Annotated in this window: 18 protein-coding genes and 1 pseudogene; 8 read left to right on the forward strand and 11 right to left on the reverse strand. The window is 53.7% G+C overall.

The features are described from left to right. The first annotated feature begins 353 nt into the window (after positions 1-353). Together pyk and B4056_RS15660 are read left to right on the forward strand one after the other, a co-directional pair. Entirely contained in the window at positions 354-1,829 is a 1,476-nt protein-coding gene (gene pyk, locus B4056_RS15655) for a pyruvate kinase (protein WP_052246499.1), read from the forward strand. Positions 1,830-1,919: 90 nt separating this feature from the next. Then, a complete protein-coding gene (locus B4056_RS15660; protein WP_094111069.1) occupies positions 1,920-3,155 on the forward strand; it encodes an MFS transporter in 1,236 nt (411 codons plus the stop codon). Between the two features lie 45 nt (positions 3,156-3,200). Here the strand turns inward: B4056_RS15660 and lpxM are convergent, their stop codons facing one another. From lpxM to znuA, 3 genes are all read right to left on the reverse strand, one after another. After that, a complete protein-coding gene (gene lpxM, locus B4056_RS15665) occupies positions 3,201-4,175 on the reverse strand; it encodes a lauroyl-Kdo(2)-lipid IV(A) myristoyltransferase (protein WP_150034342.1) in 975 nt (324 codons plus the stop codon). A gap of 125 nt (positions 4,176-4,300) precedes the next feature. Next, on the reverse strand, positions 4,301-5,626 hold the full coding sequence (gene mepM, locus B4056_RS15670; protein WP_071668885.1) for a murein DD-endopeptidase MepM: 1,326 nt from the start codon (positions 5,624-5,626) through the stop codon (positions 4,301-4,303). A 14-nt stretch (positions 5,627-5,640) separates the two neighbouring features. Beyond that, the gene (znuA, locus tag B4056_RS15675) at positions 5,641-6,600 is read right to left on the reverse strand and encodes a zinc ABC transporter substrate-binding protein ZnuA (protein WP_094111067.1); all 960 of its coding nucleotides are present in this window, start codon (positions 6,598-6,600) and stop codon (positions 5,641-5,643) included. Between the two features lie 77 nt (positions 6,601-6,677). Here znuA and znuC point away from each other — a divergent pair, with 77 nt between their 5' ends. After that, the gene (znuC, locus tag B4056_RS15680; protein ID WP_094111066.1) at positions 6,678-7,433 is read left to right on the forward strand and encodes a zinc ABC transporter ATP-binding protein ZnuC; all 756 of its coding nucleotides are present in this window, start codon (positions 6,678-6,680) and stop codon (positions 7,431-7,433) included. Further along, a complete protein-coding gene (znuB, locus tag B4056_RS15685) occupies positions 7,430-8,215 on the forward strand; it encodes a zinc ABC transporter permease subunit ZnuB (protein WP_094111065.1) in 786 nt (261 codons plus the stop codon). The genes znuC and znuB overlap by 4 nt, the downstream gene beginning before the upstream one ends. A 69-nt stretch (positions 8,216-8,284) precedes the next feature. Here the strand turns inward: znuB and ruvB are convergent, their stop codons facing one another. The 6 genes from ruvB to aspS all read right to left on the reverse strand — a co-directional run bounded on the left by ruvB (position 8,285) and on the right by aspS (position 13,844). Next, positions 8,285-9,289, reverse strand: coding sequence for a Holliday junction branch migration DNA helicase RuvB (gene ruvB, locus B4056_RS15690; protein ID WP_065649104.1), 1,005 nt, complete (start codon positions 9,287-9,289; stop codon positions 8,285-8,287). Between the two features lie 8 nt (positions 9,290-9,297). Next, complete coding sequence (gene ruvA / locus B4056_RS15695; protein WP_039384888.1) at positions 9,298-9,912, reverse strand: Holliday junction branch migration protein RuvA; 615 nt, start codon at positions 9,910-9,912, stop codon at positions 9,298-9,300. Between the two features lie 141 nt (positions 9,913-10,053). Next, entirely contained in the window at positions 10,054-10,581 is a 528-nt protein-coding gene (gene ruvC, locus B4056_RS15700; RefSeq protein ID WP_039384890.1) for a crossover junction endodeoxyribonuclease RuvC, read from the reverse strand. Positions 10,582-10,617: 36 nt separating this feature from the next. Next, the gene (locus tag B4056_RS15705; protein WP_039384891.1) at positions 10,618-11,361 is read right to left on the reverse strand and encodes a YebC/PmpR family DNA-binding transcriptional regulator; all 744 of its coding nucleotides are present in this window, start codon (positions 11,359-11,361) and stop codon (positions 10,618-10,620) included. 270 nt (positions 11,362-11,631) lie between these two features. Continuing rightward, the gene (gene nudB / locus B4056_RS15710; RefSeq protein ID WP_288655249.1) at positions 11,632-12,063 is read right to left on the reverse strand and encodes a dihydroneopterin triphosphate diphosphatase; all 432 of its coding nucleotides are present in this window, start codon (positions 12,061-12,063) and stop codon (positions 11,632-11,634) included. After that, a complete protein-coding gene (gene aspS / locus B4056_RS15715) occupies positions 12,063-13,844 on the reverse strand; it encodes an aspartate--tRNA ligase (protein WP_039384894.1) in 1,782 nt (593 codons plus the stop codon). Before aspS ends, nudB begins: the two co-directional genes overlap by 1 nt. A gap of 201 nt (positions 13,845-14,045) precedes the next feature. Here aspS and B4056_RS15720 point away from each other — a divergent pair. The 3 genes and pseudogenes from B4056_RS15720 to B4056_RS15730 form a co-directional block, all read left to right on the forward strand. After that, positions 14,046-14,528: pseudogene (locus tag B4056_RS15720) on the forward strand (DUF72 domain-containing protein); the annotation flags it as partial. A gap of 54 nt (positions 14,529-14,582) precedes the next feature. Beyond that, on the forward strand, positions 14,583-16,205 hold the full coding sequence (locus B4056_RS15725) for a recombinase family protein (protein WP_288655251.1): 1,623 nt from the start codon (positions 14,583-14,585) through the stop codon (positions 16,203-16,205). A gap of 108 nt (positions 16,206-16,313) precedes the next feature. Next, entirely contained in the window at positions 16,314-17,012 is a 699-nt protein-coding gene (locus tag B4056_RS15730; RefSeq protein WP_288655254.1) for a DUF4145 domain-containing protein, read from the forward strand. A 45-nt stretch (positions 17,013-17,057) separates the two neighbouring features. On the opposite strand, the gene B4056_RS15735 is transcribed toward B4056_RS15730, so the two are convergent. Beyond that, positions 17,058-17,252, reverse strand: coding sequence for a hypothetical protein (locus B4056_RS15735; protein WP_288655257.1), 195 nt, complete (start codon positions 17,250-17,252; stop codon positions 17,058-17,060). Positions 17,253-18,126: 874 nt separating this feature from the next. On the opposite strand from B4056_RS15735, the gene B4056_RS15740 reads away from it, so the two are divergent. Beyond that, entirely contained in the window at positions 18,127-18,447 is a 321-nt protein-coding gene (locus B4056_RS15740; RefSeq protein WP_288655259.1) for a hypothetical protein, read from the forward strand. On the opposite strand, the gene B4056_RS15745 is transcribed toward B4056_RS15740, so the two are convergent. After that, the gene (locus tag B4056_RS15745) at positions 18,441-18,668 is read right to left on the reverse strand and encodes a hypothetical protein (RefSeq protein ID WP_288655262.1); all 228 of its coding nucleotides are present in this window, start codon (positions 18,666-18,668) and stop codon (positions 18,441-18,443) included. The two genes, B4056_RS15740 and B4056_RS15745, sit on opposite strands and share 7 nt — an antisense overlap. Between the last annotated feature and the right edge of the window lie 59 nt (positions 18,669-18,727).

The following is an 18,727-nucleotide window of genomic DNA, read 5'->3' on the forward strand; positions in this document are numbered from 1 at the left end:
CAAATTTTTACTAAATCAAGGTGATGTAAGCGCTTTCATGTCTGTGCGGTGCCGTTCGGGCGCATTTTAGCTCTGCTATGCAGCCGTGTTATACCGATGCTAAAAATGCGCAAGCAAAACCGGGGTTATCCTGTGCCGCGTTTTAGCGTGATAGATCGCTCCGCACTTTGACAAAGCAGACCCATCTTAACAGGGTCAGACATTTGGTGTACCTTAGGTGTAAGCGTTTACCTGGCGTTAATACTTCAAGCCCTTTTGCGTCAACACCCTGGAAGCAGTATCAATAGCCAAACAGAGACACGCGCATTGTAAATTTAATGCCAATCACTCAGATAGAATAAAAGGATCACCGAATGACCAGCCCTACAGCTTTCATCTCAAAATCCCCGTCACGTCGTCTCAGAAGAACCAAGATTGTTACTACCCTCGGCCCGGCAACCGACCGCGACAATAACCTTGAAAAAATCATCGCGGCAGGCGCTAACGTAGTACGCCTTAATTTCTCCCACGGCACGCCCGAAGATCACCAGCAGCGCGCCGATCGCGTACGTCAGATAGCCGCCAAGCTGGGGCGTCACGTGGCGATTCTCGGCGACCTGCAGGGGCCAAAAATCCGCGTCTCTACGTTTAAAGAAGGGAAAGTATTTCTCAGTGTCGGCGATCGTTTTCTGCTTGATGCGAACCTGAGCAAAGGTGAAGGCGACAAAGAAAAAGTCGGCATCGATTACAAAGGATTGCCGGAAGATGTCGTGCCGGGCGATATTCTGCTGCTCGATGATGGCCGCGTACAGCTGAAGGTGCTGGAGGTGCAGGATGTGAAAGTCTTCACTGAAGTTACCGTCGGTGGTCCGCTCTCTAATAACAAAGGTATCAACAAGCTGGGCGGCGGCCTCTCTGCCGAAGCGCTGACTGAAAAAGATAAGCTGGATATCGTCACGGCGGCAAAAATCGGCGTTGATTATCTGGCGGTGTCATTCCCGCGCAATGGCGAAGATATGAACTACGCCCGTCGTCTGGCTCGCGACGCCGGCTGTGATGCAAAGCTGGTGGCCAAAGTGGAGCGCGCAGAAGCGGTTGCGACACAGGAAGCAATGGATGATATTATCCTCGCGTCTGACGTTGTCATGGTGGCGCGCGGCGATCTGGGCGTTGAAATCGGCGATCCGGAACTGGTTGGTATTCAGAAAGCGCTGATCCGTCGCGCCCGTCAGCTGAACCGCACCATCATTACCGCCACGCAGATGATGGAATCGATGATCACCAATCCCATGCCAACCCGTGCGGAAGTGATGGATGTGGCCAACGCCGTGCTGGATGGTACTGACGCCGTGATGCTGTCAGCGGAAACCGCAGCCGGGCAATATCCGGCGGAAACCGTTTCTGCGATGGCGAAAGTCTGCCTCGGCGCTGAAAAGATCCCAAGCGTAAACGTCTCCAAACATCGCCTGGACGTACAGTTTGACAACGTCGAAGAAGCGATCGCGATGTCAGCTATGTATGCAGCAAACCATCTGCAGGGTGTTTCTGCCATTATTACCATGACCGAATCAGGCCGTACCGCGCTGATGACGTCACGTATCACGTCAGGTTTGCCGATTTTTGCGATGTCGCGCCATGAGCGTACGCTAAACCTGACCGCTCTCTATCGCGGCGTGACGCCGGTCTATTTTGACAGCAACAACGACGGTGTGGCTGCCGCCCACGACGCGGTAAATCTGCTGCGCGATAAAGGTTTCCTCGTCTCCGGCGACCTGGTGATTGTCACCCAGGGTGATGTGATGGGCGCAACCGGCACCACCAACACCAGCCGCGTGCTGCGCGTCGACTAACGCCGACGCGTTAAGCGTAGCGGCTGTAAAAATGGACAAACGCGACTGCTCTGGCGGTCGCGTTTTATTTTGCATTTTCAGGGAGGCTTGATGGCCCGCTACCAACCTATTGCCCGCTTAACCGGACGTACGCTGCTGTTTCCACTGGCGCTGGTCCTGTTTGAGTTCGCTACTTATATCGCTCATGACATGATCCAGCCCGGCATGCTGCTGGTCACGCAGGAGTTTGCAGTCGGCCCGCAGTGGGTCTCCACCTCTCTGACTGCCTATCTGATGGGCGGCGTGGTGCTGCAGTGGCTGCTGGGCCCGCTATCAGATAAGTATGGCCGGCGTCCGGTATTGCTTTCCGGCATCCTGTTTTTTGTGCTGGCCTGCATCCTTACCACCTGGGTCAGCACAATTGAGCAGTTTGTCACGCTGCGCTTCATTCAGGGCATCAGCCTCTGCTTTATTGGCGCCGTCAGCTATGCGGCGGTACAGGAAGCGTTTGAAGAGGCGCTCGCGGTGCGGGTAATGGCCCTGATGGCGAATGTGGCGCTGCTGGCGCCGCTGGCCGGTCCGCTGGCCGGGGCGGCATGGCTTACCGCAGGCAGCTGGCGCAGTATGTTCTGGCTGTTTGCGATCTGCAGCGTGATCGCCTTTATTTTGCTGTGGCGCATCATGCCGGAAACGGCAGGCGATCGCAGTCGCTCCGTTGCGCTGCCGGTGCTGGCGCGCGGCTATGGCCGGCTGGCACGTGACAAACAGGTGATGTACGGTTCCTTTGCTATCGGCCTGGTGTTTATTCCCATTCTGACGTGGGTGGCGCTGTCACCGGTGATCCTTATGCACGATGAGGGCCTGTCGCGCATGCACTATGCCCTGCTCCAGCTGCCGGTGTTTCTGGCTATGATTGCCGGCAATCTGACGCTGGGCAAACTGGCGGGTCGCGTACCGATTGAACAGCCAGTGAAACTGGCCGCCTGGCCCATCTTAATCGGACTCGGCATAGCGCTGATTGCCAACCTGATGAACAGCCACACCTACCTGCTGTTAACCGCCGGACTCAGTCTCTACGCGTTCGGGGCTGGCATGGTGAATGCCGGTCTCTATCGCCTGACGCTTTACGCCAGCAGTGAAGGCAAAGGCAGTATTGCCGCCATGCTGGGAATGATCAGCATCCTGACGCTGGCAGCGGGCATTGAGCTGGCTAAAGCGGGCTATTTTCACGGCGGTACGCCGTGGTTCAGTACACTGAATTTTGCTGCGGGTCTGCTGTGGTTTGTGCTGGTTACGCTGTTTCTGCGTGAGCGCAGACGACTGAGCAGGGTCGAAGAGGTCGTATAACCGTGCGCTGCCGCTACGCACTGCGGGTAGCGGCAGCATACAGAATTACTTACGCGGATAGAGATCTTTACGCCGGTAAGGCTCAATATCCCCCTCTTTACGCGTTTTCAGCAGCTTCAGGATCCAGGTATATTGCTCCGGATGCGGCCGCACAAAAATCTCCACTTCTTCATTCATACGGCGTGCCAGCCTGGTGTCATCCGCATCCACCAGATCGTCCATCGGCGGCCGCACGTAGATCTCCAGGCGGTGCGTTTTACTGTTGTATACCGGAAACAGCGGCACTACCCGCGCCCGGCAGACTTTCATCAGTCGTCCCACTGCCGGCAGCGTAGCCTTGTAGGTTGCAAAGAAATCGACAAACTCGCTGTGCTCAGCACCGTGATCCTGATCCGGCAGATAGTAGCCGTAGTAGCCCTGACGCACTGAGGCGATAAAGGGCTTAATCCCGTCGTTGCGCGCATGCATACGGCCACCAAACCGGCGGCGTACGGTGTTCCACAGATAATCCATCAGCGGATCGCTCTGATTGTGAAACATCGCTGCCATCTTCTGCCCTTCCGACGCCAGCAGCATGGCGGGAATATCCACGCCCCAGCCGTGCGGCACCAGGAAGATCACATTCTCTTTGTTGTTCTGTAAGTCGGTAATAATTTCACGGCCGTGCCACTCTACCCGCTGACGCACCCGCTCCGGGTTGCGCATGCCGAGTTCTGCCATCATCGCCATCGCCTGCGGCGCGGTAGCAAACATGCGGTCAGCAATCTCTTCGCGCTGCGCTTCACTCAGTTCCGGCAGGCAGTAATAGAGATTGATCAGCGCACGACGCCGCGCACTTTTTGCCAGCTTACCGGCAAAGGTGCCTAAGCTACCCAGTACAGGATCGCGCAGGCGTGGCGGCAGCATTGCCATGCCCGCCAGCGCACCAACCGCCAGCCAGCTTCCCCAGTATTTAGGTTTTAAAAAAGAACGTTGAAAAACGGGAATAAACTCGCTGTTATTTTTTTTTCGGGTTTCCATGCACTCGCCTCTGACAATGACGGCTCAATAATAGTGACGGCAGCTATTTTTGCAATCTTCACGCGCCTGAAAGCAAAAAACCGACGAATTAATCGTCGGTTTTACGTTTATTCGCCGCCGGACTTTTACAGCGCCAGCTGCGGCAGCCAGGTTTTAACCTGTGCAAGGTAGGTACTGCGATCTTTCCCGGTCAGCCCTTCCATGCGCGGCATTTTCGCCGTCAGCGGGTTAACAGCCTGATTATTAATCCACACCTCGTAATGCAGGTGAGGACCGGTTGAGCGCCCGGTATTACCCGAGAGCGCGATGCGATCGCCGCGTTTAACTTTCTGCCCCGGCTTTACCAGCGCACGGCTCAGGTGCATATAGCGCGTCATATACTGACGGCCGTGACGAATCGCCACGTAGTTGCCCGCAGCCCCGCCATTTTTAGCCACCACCACTTCGCCATCGCCGACGGCCAGCACCGGTGTCCCCACCGGCAGCGCAAAGTCGACGCCTTTATGCGGTGAGATGCGCCCGGTTACCGGGTTGAGGCGGCGCGGGTTAAAGTTTGAAGAGACGCGATACTGCTTAACCGTTGGAAAGCGCATAAAGCCCCGCGCCAGACCCGAACCGCTGCGATCGTAGAACTTGCCATCTTCCGCGCGGAAGGCGTAGTAATCTTTGCCGCCGCTGCGCACGCGCACGCCCAGCAGCTGGCTCTGGGCACTTTTACCATCCAGCATCTCGCGCGACATCAGCACGCTGAACTCATCGCCCGAACGCAGTTTGCGAAAATCCATCTGCCACTGCATCGCTTTAATGACGTTGCTGGTTTCAGCGCTGCTCAGACCGGCACGCTGCGCACTGGCAGCAAAGCTGCCGCGCACTTCCCCTTTCAGCACGCTATTTTGCCATTCGCCTTTCTGCATCTCCTGCTGCATGCTGAAGCTGCCATTTGGCTGACGCGCATAGGTACGGGTTTCACGGCGGTTGATTTCCCAGCTAAACGCCTGCAGCTGCCCTTCTGCATCCAGCGTCCAGCTTAGCTGCTGGCCCACCTGCAGATTGCGCAGCGCTTTATCACTGGCGACCAGCGCATTGATGTCGCTGAGATCGATGCCATACTGATTCAGCGCGCTGCTTAACGTATCGCCAGATGAAATGGTGTAGTCATGCTGATCGGGATTGTCAGGCACATCTTTGTCGATGTCGTCCGCCGGCAAATCCTCTTCAGGTTCGGCCGTGGTTTGATCGATAGGCTCGCTGGCTTCCGGCAGCAGAGTGCGCAATGCGTTTTTATCCAGCGCAATCTCTTTGACAATCGGCGCAACGTCATGGGGATGATAGACATACGGCCGCCAGACAGCGACGGCCAGTGTGACAACGGTTAATGACCCCAGCATAACGCGGTGGGGGCGCGGCAAATTATTAAATGCGAGGGCGACAGAGCGGGCTATCTGCTGCACTTTTATCTTTTCCTCTATGCTCCATTCAGGCAGCTCGCATACTGGCTCGACAGCTGTGAGAGGAATTTCACATAACTGTCTTTGGTTAAGCTGATCCCCATGCCTAATGGATCCAGCGTGCCTTTGCGTACGCTGGTGCCACGTGACACGGCATCGATGACCGCCGGCCTGAATTGTGGCTCAGCAAAAACGCATACGGCTTTTTGCTCAACCAACTGTGTTCGTATTTGATGTAAACGCTGAGCGCCAGGCTGGATTTCAGGATTGACGGTAAAATGCCCCGCGGGGGACAAACCGTAGTGTTTCTCAAAATAGCTATACGCGTCGTGAAAAACGAAATAACCCTTGTTCCGCACCGGCGCAAGCTGCGCGCCAATGTGTTTGTCCGTCTCGGCCAGTGCTGCTTCAAACTGCTGCAGATTGGCGTCAAGTTTGGCTTTGCTTTCGGGCATAAGTTCCAATAATTTTCCGTGGATTGCAACAGCGGATTCTTGCGCAATCTTCGGTGACATCCACAGGTGCATGTTATATTCACCATGATGATGGTGAGTATGAGATGAGTCCTGATCTTCGGACTTATCTGAGGCGAGCCCTTCTTCGTGCTCATCCTCATCTTCTCCGCCCCGAATCAGCTGAGATTTCACCGCCGGCAGCGCGGCGATTTCCAGGTTCCTGCTGGCGGGCAGAGCGGCGGCAGGTTTAGTCAGAAAAGCCTCCATTTCAGGCCCGACCCAGATGACTAAGTCCGCGTTTTTAATGCGTTTTACATCAGAAGGACGGAGTGCGTAATCGTGTTCCGAGGCGCCATCCGGCAGCAATACTTCAACCGGCGTAATGCCTTCTGAAATCGCAGCTGCGATAAATCCTAACGGTTTGATTGACGTGACGACCGCTGAGTGGGCCGGAAGCGCAAGCGCGGCTAAAATGGCAGTGGCAGAAAGGTTAAAAAACAGGCGCTGCTTATTGTGTAACATAATGCGTCATTCCATCGTGACTGGGTGATGGAATGTGATATTATAACATTCTAATTTCAATGCAACCCGTAAATTATATGTCTTCACTTGTTACACTTGATGATATTTCAGTGACCTTTGCTCAGCGCCATGTGCTGGCAGGTATCTCGCTGACGCTTCAGCCTGGTAAAATTCTGACCCTGCTGGGCCCTAACGGCGCCGGCAAGTCAACGCTGGTGCGAACGGTTTTAGGTCTGCTGACGCCGGACCGCGGCAGCGTACAGCGCGCGCCGGGTCTGCGTATTGGCTACGTGCCGCAAAAATTGCATATCGATCCCACGCTGCCGGTTACCGTAGAACGCTTTATGCGTCTGACAGGCGGCAGCAGGCGTGCCGATATCCTGCCGGCGCTGAAGCGCGTACAGGCCGGGCATCTGCTGCAGGCGCCGCTGCAGAAACTCTCCGGTGGTGAAACGCAGCGCGTATTGCTGGCGCGCGCCCTGCTGAACCAGCCGCAGCTGCTGGTGCTGGATGAACCGACCCAGGGCGTTGATGTAAACGGTCAGGTGGCGCTTTACGATTTAATCGATCAGCTGCGACGCGAACTTAACTGCGGCGTGCTGATGGTCTCACACGATCTGCATCTGGTGATGGCGAAAACCGACGAAGTGCTGTGCCTTAACCACCATATTTGCTGTTCCGGTACGCCGGAAGCGGTGTCACAGCATCCTGAGTTTATCGCCATGTTTGGTCCGCGCGGCGCACAGCAGCTGGCCATTTACCGGCATCAGCATAACCATCGTCACGACCTACAGGGACGTATCGTTTTACGCAAAGGAAACAGCCCGTCATGATTGAATTATTACTCCCCGGCTGGCTCGGCGGCGCGCTGCTGGCGCTGGCGGCCGGACCGCTCGGCTCATTTGTGGTCTGGCGCCGTATGTCCTACTTTGGCGATACCCTGGCGCACGCCTCGCTGCTGGGCGTGGCTTTTGGCCTGCTGCTGAACGTTAATCCTTACTACGCGGTTATCCTGGTGACAATCTGTCTGGCGCTCGGCCTGGTATGGCTGGAACGTCGCCCGCATCTGGCCATTGATACGCTGTTAGGGATTATGGCGCACAGCGCGCTTTCGCTTGGTCTGGTCGTGGTCAGCCTGATGCAGGGGGTCCGCGTTGATCTTATGGCCTACCTGTTTGGTGACCTGCTGGCGATTACGCCGGACGATCTCTGGCTGATGGGCGGTGGCGTTGCCATTGTACTGGCGGTGATGGCGTGGCAGTGGCGCGCCCTGCTCTCTATGACCATCAGTCCGGAGCTGGCGCAGGTTGACGGCGTGAATATTCAGCGTACCCGGCTGATGCTGATGCTGGTGACCGCCCTGACGATCGGCGTCGCAATGAAGTTTGTCGGCGCGCTGATTATTACCTCACTGCTGATTATCCCTGCCGCAACGGCGCGCCGCTTTTCGCGCTCTCCGGAACAGATGGCGGGCTGTGCAACGCTCGCCGGACTGATCGCCGTGACCGGTGGCCTGACATTCTCCGCCACCTATGATACTCCTGCCGGCCCCTCCGTCGTGCTCTGCGCCGCCGTGCTGTTTATACTCAGCATGATAAAAAAACCGGCTGTCTGAGCCCTCCGTTTTCGCGATGCAAAACGGGCACCTGAGGTGCCCGTTTTTTGTCTGCCAGCGTACTGTACCCTACTCTTCGCGCACGATATCAAAGTGCCGGTAAGCGTGCTGCGTGGCCATACGGCCGCGCGGCGTACGCTGAATAAACCCCTGCTGGATCAGGAAAGGCTCTATAACATCCTCGATCGTTTCGCGCTCTTCGCCTATTGCCGCCGCCAGGTTATCCAGCCCTACCGGGCCACCCATAAACTTATCGATAATCGCCAGCAGCAGCTTGCGGTCCATGTAATCAAAACCCTGCGTATCGACATTCAGCATATCCAGCGCGCTGGCCGCCACGTCACCGCTCATGTTGCCTGCGGCACGGACATCGGCAAAATCACGCACGCGGCGCAGCAGGCGATTAGCGATACGCGGGGTGCCGCGTGCGCGACGGGCCACTTCCAGCGCGCCCTCTTCACTCAGCGTCAGACCGAGACAGGCCGCGCTGCGGCTGACAATGTGCTGCAGATCCGGCACGTTATAGAACTCAAGCCGCTGGACAATGCCGAAACGATCGCGCAGCGGGGAGGTCAGCGACCCGGCGCGCGTCGTCGCGCCAATCAGGGTAAACGGCGGCAGATCAAGCTTGATTGAGCGGGCGGCCGGCCCCTCACCGATCATGATATCCAGCTGATAATCTTCCATTGCCGGATAGAGCACCTCTTCCACTACCGGGGAGAGACGGTGGATCTCATCGATAAACAGGACGTCGTGCGGTTCGAGATTGGTGAGCATCGCCGCCAGATCGCCCGCTTTCTCCAGCACCGGCCCTGACGTCGTGCGCAGATTAACGCCCATCTCATTCGCCACGATATTCGCCAGTGTGGTTTTCCCCAGCCCAGGCGGGCCGAAAATCAGCAGATGGTCAAGTGCATCGCCGCGCAGCTTCGCCGCCTGGATAAAAATCTCCATCTGTTCGCGCACCTGCGGCTGACCGACATACTCCGCGAGCAGCTTCGGGCGAATAGCACGATCCAGGCTCTCTTCTTCATTATATGAACTGCCCGAGACCAGGCGATCGGCTTCAATCATGTGTTACCTCAGATAGCTGCACGCAGCGCTTCGCGGATCAGGGTTTCGCAGTCTGCGTCAGGCTTGCCCACTTTGCTGATCATGCGGCTGGCTTCCTGCGGTTTATATCCCAGTGCCACCAGTGCAGCCGCCGCTTCTGCTTCAGCGTCGTTGCTCTCCGGCGCGACCGCTGGGGTCGTCAGCGTGAAGGCTGAGTCGCCGCCAAAGAGGTCGCCATGCATGCCTTTAAAGCGATCTTTCATCTCAACCACCAGGCGCTCAGCAGTTTTTTTGCCGACACCCGGCAGCTTCACCAGCGAGGCGACCTCTTCACGCTCAACAGCGGTCACAAACTGCTGCGCTGACATGCCCGATAGGATCGCCAGCGCCAGCTTGGGACCAACGCCGTTGACTTTGATCAGCTCGCGAAAGAGCGCGCGCTCCTGTTTGCTGTTGAAACCAAACAGCAGCTGGGCATCTTCACGCACCACGAAATGGGTGAAAATGACCGCCTCCTGGGCGATCTCCGGCAGCTCGTAGAAGCAGGTCATTGGCATATGCACTTCATAACCGACGCCGTGCGCTTCAAGCAGCACCAGCGGCGGCTGTTTTTCCAGAATGTTGCCTCGTAAACGACCAATCACCTGAGCAATTCCTTAATCTGTGAGTAAGCGGTGCAGGGTATTCCCTGTGACCAGCGCAGCCGCTGGCGGTGTGATAGCGGCTATGTATAACATAAAAAAGGCTGGATGCATATCCAGCCTGTTAGCGCGTCTGATGGCAGCTTAACCCGAGCGCAGCCGCCCGCGCGTCATCACCAGTTTGCTGTCGCTCATGCGCGCCGCATTCTGGCTAACGTGGCAGTGGGTGATGGCGATAGCCAGCGCATCTGCCGCATCCGCCTGCGGGTTGGCCGGCAGTTTCAGCAGCGTGCGGACCATATGCTGCACCTGGCTCTTCTCCGCCCCGCCGGTTCCGGTAACCGTCTGTTTAACCTGCCGCGCCGCATATTCAAACACCGGCAAATCGGCATTGACCGCGGCCACAATCGCTGCGCCGCGAGCCTGGCCAAGTTTCAGTGCCGAATCCGCATTTTTCGCCATAAACACCTGCTCAATCGCAAAGTAGTCAGGCGAAAACTGCGTGATGATTTCGCAGACGCCGGCATAAATCAGCTTCAGGCGTCCCGGTAAATCGGTCACGTTGGTGCGGATACAGCCGCTGCCCAGGTAGCTCAGCTGACGGCCGGTCTGACGGATAACGCCGTAGCCGGTAATGCGCGAGCCGGGGTCAATCCCGAGAATAATCGCCACAGCACGCCTCCGGTTGCCGGAAAAATAACCACGCCATTACAGCGTTTCCGCCACCTCGTCAGAGATCTCACCGTTGTGATAAACCTCCTGCACGTCGTCGCAATCTTCCAGCATATCGATCAGCCGCAGCAGTTTTGGTGCCGTTTCTGCATCCAGTTCCGCTTTGGTTGACGGGATCATGGAGACTTCAGCGCTGTCAGCTTTCAGACCGCCCGCTTCCAGCGTATCACGCACGTTGCCCAGCTCTTCCCACGCTGTGAAGACATCGATGGCACCGTCATCATAGCTCACCACATCTTCCGCACCCGCTTCCAGTGCTGCTTCCATCACCGCATCTTCATCCTGACCCGGAGCAAAGGAGATCACTCCTTTTTTGCTGAAGAGATAGGAGACAGAGCCGTCAGTGCCCAGATTACCGCCGGTTTTGGTGAAGGCGTGGCGCACTTCCCCGACGGTACGGTTACGGTTGTCACTCAGGCATTCGATCATTACCGCAGAGCCGCCCGGACCGTAGCCTTCATAAATGATGGTTTCCATATTGGAATCATCTTCGCCGCCGACGCCGCGTGCAATGGCGCGGTTCATGGTGTCGCGCGTCATGTTATTTGAGAGCGCTTTATCCATCGCTGCGCGCAGACGCGGGTTAGAACCTGCATCGCCGCCGCCCAGCTTCGCGGCAGTGACCAGCTCGCGAATGATTTTAGTAAAGATCTTGCCGCGCTTGGCGTCCTGCGCCGCCTTACGATGTTTTGTGTTCGCCCATTTACTGTGACCAGCCATCTTACATTTTCTCCGATCTTTTACAGGGTGCAGGCTATCTTGCCTGCGCTCTTATCCCCGGCAGCATCCACGCCATCCGCACGCAGAGATCTGCGCGGCGGTGGTGGCGCTGACGATGAACAATTGCGCTGCGCCGATAACGCCTGACTGCTCAATGTTAGCGGTGCGGTTTGATAAAACAGCACACGATAGTTGGACGAAGGGAATACGCTTCGTCGAATGTGTGGAATTTACCCTGGTTGCCACCGGAAAACACGCGGCGGCGCTCGCTCAGATAAACTCTTCAATCGCCTGGCGATTGCTCCAGGATTTGGTTAACGCCGCAGCCTCTTCAGCGATCAGCCAGCGGGCAGCCAGGTGCTCACTCAGCAGCGGCATCCGTTCAGCCGGCAGCGCCAGCCGGAACCAGTGCTCGCGATTGTGCGTTATGCCTGGCGCATAGCGGTGACGAAAATGCGGGAAGATCTCAAATTCAATCTGCCGCTGGCAATCTTCAAGCTGCAGCCCTTCGCCACAGATATCGATCGCCAGCTCTTCCGCCACTTCGCGTGCTGCAGCCTGAGCCGGCGTTTCACCCGGCTCCAGACTGCCGGTGACCGACTGCCAGAAGCCGCGATCATCGCGCCGCTGCAGCATCAACACCCGGCCGGTATCTCGCGCAAAGATCACCACCAGCACCGATACCGGATGTTTAAAGCCCATTACTGCTGCTCTGGCTTTTCTTTCTTCGCGACAATCTGAATGCCCAGATCGCTCAGCGCAGCTGGATTTGCCAGGCTTGGTGCTTCCGTCATCATACAGGCTGCCGCCGTGGTTTTCGGGAAAGCGATCACGTCACGAATATTATCGGTGCCGGTGAGCAGCATAGTCAGACGATCAAGGCCAAACGCCAGACCGGCGTGCGGCGGCGTACCATATTTGAGCGCGTTCAGCAGGAAGCCAAACTTCTCCTGCTGTTCTTCAGCCGTAATGCCGAGAATGCTGAACACGGTCTGCTGCATCGTCCCGTTGTGGATACGCACAGAGCCGCCGCCCACTTCGTAGCCGTTGATCACCATATCGTAGGCATTAGCCACTGCCTGCGTCGGCTCGGCTGCCAGCTGCTCCGCCGTAAGCGACTTAGGTGAGGTAAACGGATGGTGCATCGCTGCCAGACCGCCTTCGTCATCCTCTTCAAACATCGGAAAGTCGATGACCCAGAGCGGTGCCCAGGCTTTCTCGTCGGTGATCTTCAGGTCGCGGCCAGCTTTCAGGCGCAGTGCACCCAGCGCATCCGCCACAACTTTAGCGCGATCGGCGCCAAAGAAGATCAGATCGCCATCCTGCGCGCCGGTGCGATCCAGAATCGCTTCCACGATCTCAGGCGTCAGGAATTTAGCCACCGGACTCTGCACGCCTTCAGCGCCACTGGCGCGGGCGTTGATTTTCATCCATGCCAGGCCACGTGCACCATAAATCTCAACAAACTTCGTATATTCATCAATCTGCTTACGCGTCAGCGTCGCACCGCCCGGCACGCGCAGCGCAGCAACCCGTCCTTTGGCGTCGTTCGCCGGACCAGAGAACACCTTAAACTCTACGTCTTTCAGCAGATCGGCAACGTCCACCAGTTCCATCGGATTACGCAGATCGGGTTTATCAGAGCCGTAGCGGTTCATCGCTTCTGCAAACGTCATCAGCGGGAAATCACCCAGATCAACGCCTTTGATCTCAAGCCAGAGCTCGCGGATCAGGCGCTCCATCTTCTCCCGCACCTCTTCCGCGCTCATAAAGGAGGTTTCAACGTCGATTTGCGTAAATTCAGGCTGGCGATCGGCCCGCAGATCTTCATCACGGAAGCATTTTACAATCTGATAGTAGCGATCGAAGCCGGACATCATCAGCAGCTGCTTAAACAGCTGTGGCGACTGCGGCAGCGCATAGAACTTGCCTTTATGCACGCGGCTTGGCACCAGATAGTCGCGCGCGCCTTCCGGCGTTGCTTTGGTCAGCATCGGCGTTTCAATATCCAGGAAACCTTCACTGTCCATAAAGCGGCGAACAAAGCTGGTAATTCTGGCGCGCGTTTTCAGGCGCTGTGCCATCTCCGGGCGACGCAGATCGAGGTAACGATAGGTCAGACGCGCTTCTTCGCTATTGACCTGGTTGGAGTCCAGCGGCAGCGGCTCCGCGCGATTAATGATGGTCAGCGCGTGGGCAAACACTTCGATATCGCCGGTCGCCATATCGCTGTTGCGGTTTTTCTCTTCACGCGCGCGCACCGTACCGGTGATCTGGATGCAGAATTCGTTGCGCAGCTCAGACGCCAGCTGGAAAGCCTCCTGATAATCGGCATCAAAAAACACCTGAGCGATCCCTTCGCGGTCACGCATATCGATAAAAATCAGGCTGCCGAGATCGCGACGGCGATTAACCCAGCCGCAGAGAGTAACTTGCTGACCCACATGAGACAGGTTGAGCTGTCCGCAATATTCTGTACGCATAACGTATCCTTTTAACTTCGCCGCTGCTGCCAGGCAGCATCAGGGCGCGTAACCTCTGAAGATGCTGCCGCAAAAAAGGCAGCTATTATAATGGAAAAAGCCAGGCAGGATAAGTAGAGCTGCTGCAAAGCAGCTAATTCATCGGCATTTATGCGTTATCCTCTGCCCGCTTTCTCTTACAACCGGCATCCGGAGTCCGTTTTGACGCTTCGTATTGGTCTACCACAATGGCATCACCCGCAGTGGAAACAGTTTGGTCTGCACACGCTGGAGGATTATGCGCGTCTGTTTAGCTGCGTAGAAGGGAATACAACGCTGTATGCGCTGCCAAAACCTGAGGTGGTGCAGCGCTGGCGCGACATGACGCATGACGATTTCCGCTTCTGCTTTAAATTTCCCGCAACCATCTCTCATCAGGCTGCTCTGCGTAATTGTGATGATTTAGTCAGCGATTTTTTTCGCCTGCTGGATCCGCTCAGCACGCGCCTGGGGCAATACTGGCTGCAGCTGCCCGCGAGTTTTTCACCGGCACAGCTTGACGATCTGTGGCGCTTTCTGGATAGCCTGCCGCGCAGCTTCAGCTATGGCGTTGAAGTGCGTCATCAGGCATTTTTTGCCCGTGGCGAGGCGGAGCGCCAGCTAAACCGTGGCCTGCACGCGCGCGGCGTTAACCGGGTGGTACTGATGTAACCTGCCTTATGATACACTCTGGATCAGCAGACTATTCAGGGTTTCCCTATGCCAAAAGCCATTTCTTATGTCAGGTTCTCCACAAGACAGCAATCCACTGGTGACAGCACGAAACGCCAGAGCAGACTTATAAACTCATGGCTGGAACAAAACCCCGGCTATGTGCTGGATGAGCATATGCGTTATCAGGATTTGGGTATAAGTGGCTACTCAGGTGCCAATGCTAAATCGGGTGCATTTGGTGAGTTCCTTGCTGCAGTAGAGTCTGGTTACATTGAACCGGGTTCTGTACTGCTGGTGGAATCACTGGATAGAGTTTCCAGACAGGACATTGACAAGGCTGGCGAACAACTTCGGAAGATATTGAGAGCGGGCGTTGAAGTGGTCACGCTGGTGGACAATAGCTGGTACAAAGAAGAATCGCTAAGAGATAGCCTGTCTATGATCAAAGCGATGCTGGTAATGGAAAGAGCGCACGAAGAGTCGCTTACTAAGTCAAAGAGGCTTCAATCAGCGTGGGCTAACAAACGTCGTGATGCAGAATCAACGGGCAAGATAATGTCTCGTCGCTGTGTAGCGTGGTTGAAGGTCTCTGAAGATGGTAAGTCGTTTGAACAGATTCCCGAAAACGTGAAAGCTGTTCAGCGTGTCTTCCAGTTAAGGTTAGATGGTCTGTCTCATGTAAAGATAGCCAAACAAATGAACGAAGAAGGATTTGTCACCCTGAACCAGTTCAGATCAAAAACTGGTGAGTGGTCACAATCGACGATAACTGACCTTCTCAGCAATCGTGCGGTGATTGGCTACAAAGTCCCGTCGAAGTCAATGGTTGTAAAGGGCGTGCAGGAGATACCAAGCTACTACCCTGCTGTTATCACACAAGAGCAATTCTTCGCTGTGCAGCAACTTAAAGAGGGTTCTGGACGCAGACCATCCTCTGATAAGCCCCTGCTAACGAATCTTTTCAAAGGCGTTATGCGCTGTGCAGAGTGTGGCTTCATCATGATCGTTACTGGTGTTACTGCAAAGAGGTCAGGTAACTATCGCTGTTCAATGAAATACGAAGGTCGCTGTAACGCCAAAGGCATATCCCGATTGCAGACTGACAGAGCATTGGTGCAGGGGCTGCTGTACAACGCTCACAGGCTCAATCTAAGCAGTGATAACAGTGAGGTAATAGGTAAGCTTCAGTCTGAGCTGGAAACGCTACAGAAGCAACGAGAGAGGCTTGTTAAGCTGGCTATGTTGACGGATGACACTGAATCAGTTGCTGGTGAGTTGAGAGCACTGAATAAGCAGATAAAAGAGGCTGAGAAAGAGATTGCAACAACCCACCAGCGTGACCAATCGAGCAAGCTGGATACAATCAACCATCTTGACCTGACTGTTAAAAAAGACAGGGTAGAAGCACAGATCATTATTAAACGCATGATCCGTACAATCACAGTCAATACAGCAACGAAGGTTTGTAAAATTGAGTTCCACAATGGGCTTGTGTTCCACGATTACCCACTGGACAAGGTTATTGATGGTGCCAGAGATCTGGAGCTACTGCCTATTATGGGGTACTCAGAAATAAGATATGGTATAGGTAATCACCACACCCCAAATCACGTGTTAATGGCTAATGCCCCTGATTGGGTTAAGGATGAAGAAGAAAATAATAAATAAAATCATTAAGAAAGGATAGATTAGTTCAATGTTTCGCCAACAAGGATCTATAATCCACTAAAGAGTTAGCGTAAATTATACTGATCAATTAAGGTTATGGAGAAAGCTATGTCTTGGGTGTGTCCACATTGTGACGTTGCAGCAATAATTAAAGATAATGACTTTCATTATGCAAAAATTGATTTAGAATCTTTATCAAAAATTAATTGTTACCAATTTAAAGGCATTACCTGCCCTAATCCTGATTGTAATAAAGCAGTTATAACTCTCGAAGAAACGCCATATTGGGTTCCTCCTTTCACTGATGAGTCAGTTTTATTGCATTCGAGTACCAAAAAAAAATCAATAATTCCTTCAGGATTGAAAGGACGTGCCAAAACCTACCCGAGTTATATACCTGAGGCAATCATTACCGATTACAAAGAAGCATGCGCAATAGTAGAGCTATCCCCCAAATCATCAGCTACTTTATCAAGACGCGCATTGCAGGGCATGATCAGAGACTTTTGGCAGGTTAAAGAAGAAAATTTGAGCAAGGCAATAAAGGCTCTTGAAGACAAAGTAGACAGCAATATGTGGGACGCAATTGACGGTATTAGGAAGGTTGGTAACATCGGCGCTCATATGGAAAAGGACATCAACACCATAGTTGAAGTTAATCCCGGTGAAGCGACGGTACTCATTGGAATGATAGAGATGCTTCTGGACGAGTGGTATATAACAAGGTACGAAAAGGAGCAGCGTATTAAAAAAATGAAAAAGTTAGCAGACGAAAAACAAGCTGCAAGAAAGCCGCAGAGCACATAAATCAAAAATCCCCGTCAGCTATCAGAGCCAGCGGGGATCTCATTATCAACATGCTGTAGCGAGCATTTCCTTCCCTTTACTCAGAAAGTAAGCTCGTAAATCATCAGAGTCAAAACGATGCTGATGAGTCCTGCGTGTTATCTCTTCCAGATTCCACAGCGAATCAACTTTCGCCATTTCCTGAAGCATGTCTTCAACTTCTGCCTTGCTTGAGTAACTGTAAGCTACGACGTTGTTCATAAAAACCTCTTTAGTTGGTTAACTCATGAACAACACTACTAAAGCCGGAGAAGATGATCAACACAAAAAAGCGAATAAAATCATTAAGATAATCCTAAATAGGATTTTTTTAGAAGTTATTTTCTTTTCAGAAGGGATGGACTGAAGCCAGCATTACCACCTGTTGATTGCCATCTTAAATGACTCTGAGGTGTCTGTTAACCCGTGGCGATTCATTCAGTTTCAAGGTCTGCGAGGTGTTCTGTTTGCTATTGATGTTGATCAATGGTCACGCTGGTTTCTTGCTGTGACTCCATCAGCTTAAGGAGTTCGTTTACTTCAAGCATTAACGCCCCTTCAGGCTGTTTCGAGACGGCAGACGGCAATAACACTAAAGGTTAATACGAGTGCAGGGATAATTATTAAGGTCTCGTTTGAATAAAAATAAAAATTGCCCTCTCACGTTTCCATGAGAAGGCGGGGAAGAATTCGCAAAGACCACTTGCGACCACCCTGCAAGGAGGAGTGGCTTTGCACCTGCTGCCAGAACGATAGAACTTGCAAGAACATCGGGATACACAGGATTTTGACCGCTGGAGAGAAGTCTTTGCGAATACGACAAGAGAGATATTTGATAAAAGAGGTCATCGACTGCTGAGAAAGTGACTCATCTTTGGCAGCATCATTCAGGAGGTAAGGAAAACAACAAAGCATCAAGACCGAGAGTGGGAGTCTGAACACGAAGAACAAATTTTCAGAACACATAAGTTTTATGTAGCATCATTGCAACATAATGTCAATATTAATACAACAATAACGATTGAAAAAACACTCAATTTTGTTTCTGTATTGCCGATAACCCTAAAGATACATTCTCAAAATTAAGGACAATCAGATGAAAAAATATTCAATGCTTCTGACAAGCTCGCTTCTTCTCAGCAATGCAGCCCATGCTTTTGGGGAAAGTCCTGCTGAACTACAGGAAAAAGCTGCGCGTGTTATGGCACAAGAGACAGGTATGAGCCGTGCGCAGATTAATCAGATGAAGGCTTCCATCAGGAAGAATGCGCCAGACGGTGATGTCAGCACATGTACTAACTATGGGATCGCGCTGGAGCAAAATATGGCTGAGAGTATGCCCTCTATGTCGGACAAACTGAGCGAAGCAATACAAGATTTTGCTACTTGGGGATGTGTGGCTAAGAACGGTCAATAAAGTGCAATTGGCAGGCTGCTGATCCCTACCCTGCCACCAGTCGAGTTTTGGTAGTAATAGCTTGGTTCGACTGGTTGTGCGCGCAACTGATCAGCAGTTGCTTTTACGTTTTTATATGCCTGCTGGCGTAAATATTCGCGTCTTCTGTCTTCTTCAGCAATACGTGCGAGGTAGGCTGATAGCTCAGCATCCTTCTTGAGGTTGGTGTAGTTATTTACCATTCATAGGGTTACCTTTTTTTTAAAAATTAGGGGTGGATTTAACAGACAGGCAAGGGGGG

It is taken from the genome of Pantoea sp. UBA7232, from assembly GCF_002473195.1.
Lineage (GTDB): Bacteria > Pseudomonadota > Gammaproteobacteria > Enterobacterales > Enterobacteriaceae > Pantoea > Pantoea eucrina.

What these genes read in the sequence shown, in the direction of transcription:
- pyk (WP_052246499.1), top strand. Translation starts at nt 354, where the DNA reads ATGACCAGCCCTACAGCTTTCATCTCAAAATCCCCGTCACGTCGTCTC.
- B4056_RS15660 (WP_094111069.1), top strand. Translation starts at nt 1,920, where the DNA reads ATGGCCCGCTACCAACCTATTGCCCGCTTAACCGGACGTACGCTGCTG.
- lpxM (WP_150034342.1), bottom strand. Translation starts at nt 4,175, where the DNA reads ATGGAAACCCGAAAAAAAAATAACAGCGAGTTTATTCCCGTTTTTCAA.
- znuA (WP_094111067.1), bottom strand. Translation starts at nt 6,600, where the DNA reads ATGTTACACAATAAGCAGCGCCTGTTTTTTAACCTTTCTGCCACTGCC.
- znuC (WP_094111066.1), top strand. Translation starts at nt 6,678, where the DNA reads ATGTCTTCACTTGTTACACTTGATGATATTTCAGTGACCTTTGCTCAG.
- znuB (WP_094111065.1), top strand. Translation starts at nt 7,430, where the DNA reads ATGATTGAATTATTACTCCCCGGCTGGCTCGGCGGCGCGCTGCTGGCG.
- ruvB (WP_065649104.1), bottom strand. Translation starts at nt 9,289, where the DNA reads ATGATTGAAGCCGATCGCCTGGTCTCGGGCAGTTCATATAATGAAGAA.
- B4056_RS15705 (WP_039384891.1), bottom strand. Translation starts at nt 11,361, where the DNA reads ATGGCTGGTCACAGTAAATGGGCGAACACAAAACATCGTAAGGCGGCG.
- nudB (WP_288655249.1), bottom strand. Translation starts at nt 12,063, where the DNA reads ATGGGCTTTAAACATCCGGTATCGGTGCTGGTGGTGATCTTTGCGCGA.
- aspS (WP_039384894.1), bottom strand. Translation starts at nt 13,844, where the DNA reads ATGCGTACAGAATATTGCGGACAGCTCAACCTGTCTCATGTGGGTCAG.
- B4056_RS15725 (WP_288655251.1), top strand. Translation starts at nt 14,583, where the DNA reads ATGCCAAAAGCCATTTCTTATGTCAGGTTCTCCACAAGACAGCAATCC.
- B4056_RS15730 (WP_288655254.1), top strand. Translation starts at nt 16,314, where the DNA reads ATGTCTTGGGTGTGTCCACATTGTGACGTTGCAGCAATAATTAAAGAT.
- B4056_RS15735 (WP_288655257.1), bottom strand. Translation starts at nt 17,252, where the DNA reads ATGAACAACGTCGTAGCTTACAGTTACTCAAGCAAGGCAGAAGTTGAA.
- B4056_RS15740 (WP_288655259.1), top strand. Translation starts at nt 18,127, where the DNA reads ATGAAAAAATATTCAATGCTTCTGACAAGCTCGCTTCTTCTCAGCAAT.
- B4056_RS15745 (WP_288655262.1), bottom strand. Translation starts at nt 18,668, where the DNA reads ATGGTAAATAACTACACCAACCTCAAGAAGGATGCTGAGCTATCAGCC.